A 6337-nucleotide genomic window follows, 5' to 3' on the forward strand; every position below is an offset into this window, starting at 1 on the left:
AGCACGATCGCCGATCTGCGCGTCAACGCGCGAACGCTCCTCACCGGCGAACGCACGGCGCTCAACCTGCTCGGACGGCTCAGCGGCATCGCAACGGCTACGCGCGCGCTGGTCGATCTGGTTGCAGGCACCGGCGCGCACGTCGTGTGCACGCGCAAGACGACGCCGGGGCTGCGGGTGCTGGAGAAATACGCCGTGCGCTGCGGCGGCGGCAGCAATCATCGCTTCGGTTTGGACGATGCGGTGCTGATAAAGGATAATCACCTCGCACTGGCCGGCTCGATCCACGACGCGGTCGCGGCGGTGCGCACGCAAATCGGCCACATGGTCAAAGTCGAAATCGAGGTCGATACGCTCGAGCAGCTCGAAGAAGCGCTCCGCGAACCGATCGACGCCGTACTCCTGGATAACATGACGCCGGAGCAGCTCGCGCAAGCGGTCGCGATGGTCGACGGCCGCGTGCTGACCGAAGCGAGCGGCGGCATCCGGCCCGAAACGATTCTGGCCGTTGCGAACAGCGGCGTGAACCTCATTTCGGTCGGCTGGCTCACACACGGCGCGCCCTCGCTCGACATCGGCCTCGATATCGAGCCGTAGCGCTACGCGCGCCTACGAATAGGAAACCAGCGCGAAAGCGACGACCACGCCGATGGCACCGACGACGATCGCCACCACGTAGCCCATAGCCGTAGAGAGCGCCCGGACTTCGTTTGCGCGCATGGCCCGATCGGTAGCGGCGTACCGCCACGCGCCCATCATCGCGATCACGATGCCGAACGCCGCCATCGCGGTGCCGAAGGTCGTGGAAAGCGAGCCGTGTGGAACGGAGGTATGGGCGATCACGGCAAACTCCCGCGTAAAAAGCGAGAACCGTGCGATCACGAATCCGAATCCGATAAAGGCGAGTGCTGTGCGAACGTACGCAAGAAACGTGCGTTCGTTCGCCAGCACATCGGTTGACGAAGGCTTCATACCGAAGCCTTCGCTGCTAATGGCGCGGAGCCATCGCCGTTCGTAGGAGAATCATGCCCGCGTCGGGCGTGTGGTGCATCGCCCCGTCTTTATCTCCACGGTGCATACCCATCGGGCCGCCGGGTCCCATCGGGTGCATCGGGCGCGTGGGCATATTGGGTAGCTCGGACTTCATCTGCGCGCGCATCTGCTCGTGCAGAGCAACCACCTGGGTGTGGAAGTTCTTACTCGCGTCGAGGATGGCGTTTTTCTCGCTAGCCGAGAGTTGGCCGTCGAGTTGCTGCGCGGCCTCTTTGGGGTTGGGCTGGTTCGCCACGGCGAGTTGCGCGACGAGGGAGGCGAGGAGCGTCCGGTGAGCCGGGGTCAGCGCTCCGAGGATTTGCGTGCGCGTCTGTTCGTGCAACGCCATCGACTTCTTGCGAAATCCGTCGAAGGTTTGATGCATGGCTTGGCGCTGGGATTGGGTGAGCTGCGGGTGCGATGGAGGGGTCGTCGTTCCGTCGGCGAGAGCCGAGAGGGGAGCGACGAGCGTCAATGCGAGCCCGAGCACTATTGCCTTGGTATTCATAGCCTCGTTGTAACTTTGGACTCAGAGAAGAACCTGTGAACGATGCGGGTGGGAAGGTTTTCAAATCGAATCCTCATTTTACGATGTCCACAGAACGCACGACCGAACGCCCCACAACCGCCGCCAGCCACGATTCCGATTCGCCTCCGGCGCTGGTAGAGTTCATGTCCGACGGGTGGCTTGCGGCCGCCCCGGCAATGGGAGCGCACCCCCAGCTCGGGCGCCTGCAGCAGCGTCGCGCGGCCCTCTCGCGGGCTTTCCCGGGCTGTTGCCTCGTGATCCCGGCGGGCCAGGAGCACGTTCGCGCCAACGATACGTTCTTTCGTTTCCGCCCAGCGAGCGATTTCGTCTACCTGATGGGCGACGGCGAACCCGGCGCGCTCCTGGTGATGGAGCCGGCCGGCGATAGCCACCGTTGCGTCCTCTATGCCCGCGAGCACAACCGCGGCAAAGCCGAGTTCTTTACCGATCGCAACCATGGCGAACTCTGGGTCGGGCGCCATCGCGGCATCGAAGAGAGCGCCGCGTATTTTGGCGTCGACGCATGCCACCCGCTCCAAGAGATCGCGCCGCTGTTGCGCGAACTGCGCGATTCGAATCAGCCCGTTTGCGTGTTACGCGGACACAACCAGCAGATCGACGCGATCTTCCCCAAACGCGACGACGATACGGAATTCGCCGCGCACCTTTCGGAGATGCGGCTGATCAAAGATTCTTACGAGATCGCCGAGCTACGCAAAGCCTGCGAGATCAGCAAGCGCGCGTTCGAGGACGTCATTCGCATTCTTCCGCACGCCAAAAGCGAGCGCGAAATCGAAGCCGCCTACTGGCGCCGCGCGCGGATCGAAGCCAACGACGTCGGTTACCTCACCATCGCCGCATCCGGGCACCACGCATGCACGCTGCACTGGAATCGCAACGACGGAAGCCTCGAACGCAGCGCCATGCTGTTGCTCGATGCCGGCGTCGAATGCGACTCGCTCTACACCGCCGATATCACGCGCACGCTCCCTATCGCAGGGAAGTATAGCGGCGAGCAACGCGCGATCTACGACATCGTCTGGGAGGCCCAGCGCGCCGGCATCGATGCGGTGCGCGCCGGCAACGATTTCCTCGAACCGAACCGTCGCGCGATGCGCGTCCTCGCCCAGGGCTTGATCGATCTCGGGATCCTGAAATCGTCGCTCGATGAAGCGCTGGATCCGGAGCGGCCGTACTATCGCCGGTACACCTTGCACAACGTCAGCCACATGCTCGGCCTGGACGTGCACGACTGCGCGAGCGCCCGCGCGCAAGAGTACCGCTACGGGCAGATGCGCGAGGGCATGGTGCTCACCGTCGAGCCCGGCCTCTATTTCCAGCCCGACGACGCCACCGTGCCCGAGCGTTTTCGCGGCATCGGCGTGCGCATCGAAGACGACGTCGCCGTCACCGCCGGCGCGCCGGACAATCTCTCGGGCATCCTTCCATCGCAGGCCGACGCCGTCGAACGCTGGATGGCGGAACTGATGGCCTAAGCGGCTACGCCATCGGCACGCCGCCGTGCACGGGGACGGATTGTTGCTCGATCGGCCAGGTGCTGAATGCGAGAATCAGCAGACAGACCAGGGGGCCGACCGTCGGGATCAGGCATAGTAGCCCGAGCGCGCCGTTAAAACCGGCGCGTTGGAAGACGCGCCAGAAGCACCAGACGAAGAACACCGTAACGACGGCTCCCACCAAAAATATGGTGGCCAACATACCGCCGAACATACTTCCGAGGGCGTTCGCGTTATCCGGACTCATCTTACCTCCACACTAGGAGCCTGTCGGAGTTGAACACGTTTCCGTCTTCGGGCCGCCTTTTGTCCGAATACTTCGTTGCTCATCAGTCACGAAGCTACGGCTTCGCTCCTTCTTCGCGCCTCGTCTCCGAACAAAATTCGGCACCAAATCCGAAAACGGCTCAACTCCGACAGACTCCTAGAAAAACGATGGGACGAACCAAGGAGCCGATGCTTCGCTCGCCTTACTAGCTCCTGCACGGAGGGAGCTGCTTGAACGATCCCGTTTACAAAGACCAACTGCTCGTCGTCGAACCGACCGGGATCGAGCCGGTCACGCAGGCGCAGCGTCATGGCTCGCCGCGCAATCTGTTCGGGATGTGGTTTTCGGCCAATGCCGAGATTGCGACGTGGATGGTGGGCGTCTTCATCACGGCGCTCTACGGTACCGACTTACGCTCGGCAACCATCGGCATCGTCATCGGCAACCTCGTCGGCTTCGGACTGCTCGGCATTCTGGCTACGTTCGGCCCGCAGTACGGCGTGCCGCAGATGGTGGCATCGCGAATGCCGTTCGGGGTGCTCGGGAACGTCGGGCCTGCGACGCTCAGCCTGCTCGCGGGCGTCGGCTGGTTCGCGATCAACACGGTGTTCGGCGCATATGCGTTGCAGAGCATCGCGGGGTGGCCGTATCTCGCCAGCCTCGGCGGAATGCTCGTATTGCAAATCGTCCTGGCCGTTTACGGCTACAACCTCATCCGCCTGTTCGAAACGGTCAGCGCCGTTCTGCTCGCGATCGGGTTCACCATTCTGGGTTTCGCAACGCTGCCGCACGCAGGATGGAACGTGCCGTTCAACGCGCACGCCCCGATGGCCGCGGGTGGGGCGCTCGCGGGGTTCATCTTCGCAGGCGCCTTAGCGTTCTCGTACGCAACCGGTTGGGTGCCGTGCGCGGCGGATTATTCGCGCTATCTTCCCCGTTCCAGTAACCCGCGCGCGGTGTGGTGGTACTCGTTCTTAGGATGCGCGCTACCGTGCATCGCGTTAGAGATCATGGGAGCAGCCACGGTGACCGCCGCACGCCACGTCGATTTCTCCACCACGATTCCCACCGAGGCGATCGTGGCGCTGCTCGGCACGAACTTCGTGGCCAAGCTCGTGCTGGCGACCGTCGTACTCGGGACGCTCACCGCCAACTGCATGAATCTCTACTCCGGCGCACTGGCCGCGCTGGTGGCCTTTCGCATTCGGATCCCGCGAGCCGTGGCGGCGTTAGCGGTCGGCGTCGTCGGCGCGGCGATCGCAACCGGCGGCGGCCATCCGCGTTCGACGGCCGAATACTATACCAACTTCCTCCTTCTCCTTTCGTACTGGGCGTCGCCGTGGGCGGGCGTCGTCTTTGCCGATTGGCTCGCCCACCGCGCCGAATCGCGGCGCGTCGAGGACGCTCCCGCTTGGGGCTTCGGCGCGCTCGCGTGGATCGTGGGCCTGGCGGCTTCGCTCCCGTTTTGGAACCAAGCCTGGTTCGTCGGCCCGATCGCGTACGCGCATCCGGAGCTCGGGGACCTCTCGTACTACGTCGGCTTCATCGTCGCCGCACTCTGCACGTACGCGTTCGCGCGGATTCGTAAAGGACAGCACCTGCATGCTACAAGTTGACCGCATCGCCAAAGATTTCGGGAACGTTCACGCGGTTCGCGAGGTGAGTTTTTCCATACCGCGCGGATCGACGTTCGGGCTTCTCGGCCCGAACGGCGCGGGAAAAACCACGACGATGCGCATGATTTTAGGCATCCTTACCCCCGACGCCGGCACGATCTCGTGGAGCGGCGAGCGGATCGACGGAAAGAGTCGCCGGCGCTTCGGCTACCTCCCGGAAGAGCGCGGCCTCTATGGGAAAATGAAGGTTCGCGAACAGATCGCGTACTTCGCGCAACTCCACCGTTTGCGCGAGCCCAAGCTCACGCCGGCCGTGCAAAGCTGGATGGAGCGGCTCGGATTGAGCGAGTATGCGGACCGGCCGTGCGCCGAACTCTCCAAAGGCAACCAGCAAAAGGTGCAGGTGGCGTGCGCCTGCGTGCACGAGCCCGAATTCTTGATCCTCGACGAGCCGTTCTCCGGGCTCGACCCGGTCAACGCCGACACGCTCCTCGCGGTTTTCAACGAAATGAAACGTGCGGGAACGACGCTCGTGCTCTCCAGCCATCAAATGTGGCAGCTCGAGTCGCTCTGCGATCGCTTCTGCATCATCGCGGGCGGCATCAATCGCGTGGAGGGGTCGCTGGCCGAACTGCGCGCCGCGTGGCCGACGCGCGTGTTGCGGGTCACGCCGCGTAGCGAGCGCCTCGCGCATATTCTGGACGCGTTGCCGAATACGCAACCGGTACCGGGAGTGCAAAGTACGCTCGAATACGTCGTGCGGGCGGACGCCGACTACGCTTCGATTCTGCGCTCGCTCGTGCAGGCCGACGCCGTTACGGGATTCGAGGCGGTCGAGCCGTCGTTGCACGAAATATATCTCCACGCCATCGGTGAAGGAGCCGCAGCATGACCGATTTCGTCACGGTTTACGTCGCCGAACTCACCCGGCGCATCAAGTCGCGTCCGTTCATCATCGGGCTCGTCATCGGAGCGATCGGGATTTTCGCGTTCATCCAATTGCCGAGCCTGCTCGGCGGCGCTTTTAGCGGCAACAAGCAAGCGATCGTCGTCGGCGATTCCGCGCTTACCACGCCCGCCGTTCCGTTACTCAAGGGCGATTTCGATATCGCCGCCACGCTCGCGCCCACGACCGTCGACATCGCGCTGTTGAAAGCGCACCACGCGTCGTCCGCCATCGTGCTTTCGCGGGTGGGCGACCGCCTCCACGTCGCGATCTTCGCGCGCGATCCGGGGAGCGTGCCGCGCGCGGAAGTCCGCGCCGATTTGCTCCCGCTGCAGGTGCAGTTGGCGATGCATGGGTCGAAGGCGGCCATAACCTCGTTGTTAGCCATCCCCGTCGCGATCCACCCGATCGATTCCAAATTTTCCTCGT

At 63.7% G+C, this 6337-nt stretch carries 8 protein-coding genes; 5 read left to right on the forward strand and 3 right to left on the reverse strand.

Annotated elements, in window-relative coordinates:
* The coding region (nadC, locus tag VMW12_14070; protein HUZ50850.1) for a carboxylating nicotinate-nucleotide diphosphorylase at positions 1–597 on the forward strand (597 nt) is incomplete at its 5' end.
* Positions 598–609: 12 nt separating this feature from the next.
* Here the strand turns inward: nadC and VMW12_14075 are convergent.
* Both VMW12_14075 and VMW12_14080 read right to left on the reverse strand, forming a co-directional pair.
* Positions 610–972 carry a DUF202 domain-containing protein gene (locus tag VMW12_14075; protein ID HUZ50851.1) on the reverse strand — a complete coding sequence of 121 codons (363 nt, stop codon included), beginning with the start codon at positions 970–972 and terminating at the stop codon, positions 610–612.
* A gap of 16 nt (positions 973–988) precedes the next feature.
* Entirely contained in the window at positions 989–1540 is a 552-nt protein-coding gene (locus tag VMW12_14080; GenBank protein ID HUZ50852.1) for a hypothetical protein, read from the reverse strand.
* 83 nt (positions 1541–1623) lie between these two features.
* Here VMW12_14080 and VMW12_14085 point away from each other — a divergent pair, with 83 nt between their 5' ends.
* Entirely contained in the window at positions 1624–3057 is a 1434-nt protein-coding gene (locus VMW12_14085; protein ID HUZ50853.1) for an aminopeptidase P family protein, read from the forward strand.
* A gap of 4 nt (positions 3058–3061) precedes the next feature.
* Here the strand turns inward: VMW12_14085 and VMW12_14090 are convergent, their stop codons facing one another.
* On the reverse strand, positions 3062–3325 hold the full coding sequence (locus tag VMW12_14090; protein ID HUZ50854.1) for a hypothetical protein: 264 nt from the start codon (positions 3323–3325) through the stop codon (positions 3062–3064).
* 251 nt (positions 3326–3576) lie between these two features.
* Here VMW12_14090 and VMW12_14095 point away from each other — a divergent pair, with 251 nt between their 5' ends.
* The 3 genes from VMW12_14095 to VMW12_14105 form a co-directional block, all read left to right on the forward strand.
* Positions 3577–4962 carry a cytosine permease gene (locus VMW12_14095; protein ID HUZ50855.1) on the forward strand — a complete coding sequence of 462 codons (1386 nt, stop codon included), beginning with the start codon at positions 3577–3579 and terminating at the stop codon, positions 4960–4962.
* Positions 4949–5854 carry an ATP-binding cassette domain-containing protein gene (locus VMW12_14100; protein ID HUZ50856.1) on the forward strand — a complete coding sequence of 302 codons (906 nt, stop codon included), beginning with the start codon at positions 4949–4951 and terminating at the stop codon, positions 5852–5854. Before VMW12_14095 ends, VMW12_14100 begins: the two co-directional genes overlap by 14 nt.
* Positions 5851–6337, forward strand: a 487-nt coding sequence (locus VMW12_14105; protein HUZ50857.1) for a hypothetical protein, incomplete at its 3' end; no start/stop codon positions are given. The genes VMW12_14100 and VMW12_14105, both read left to right, overlap by 4 nt.

It is taken from the genome of Candidatus Dormiibacterota bacterium (assembly GCA_035532835.1).
Lineage (GTDB): Bacteria > Vulcanimicrobiota > Vulcanimicrobiia > Vulcanimicrobiales > Vulcanimicrobiaceae > DAHUXY01.

Coding starts and splice junctions, on each gene's coding strand:
- VMW12_14085 (HUZ50853.1), top strand. CDS start 1,624: ATGTCCACAGAACGCACGACCGAACGCCCCACAACCGCCGCCAGCCAC.
- VMW12_14100 (HUZ50856.1), top strand. CDS start 4,949: ATGCTACAAGTTGACCGCATCGCCAAAGATTTCGGGAACGTTCACGCG.
- VMW12_14090 (HUZ50854.1), bottom strand. CDS start 3,325: ATGAGTCCGGATAACGCGAACGCCCTCGGAAGTATGTTCGGCGGTATG.
- VMW12_14080 (HUZ50852.1), bottom strand. CDS start 1,540: ATGAATACCAAGGCAATAGTGCTCGGGCTCGCATTGACGCTCGTCGCT.
- VMW12_14075 (HUZ50851.1), bottom strand. CDS start 972: ATGAAGCCTTCGTCAACCGATGTGCTGGCGAACGAACGCACGTTTCTT.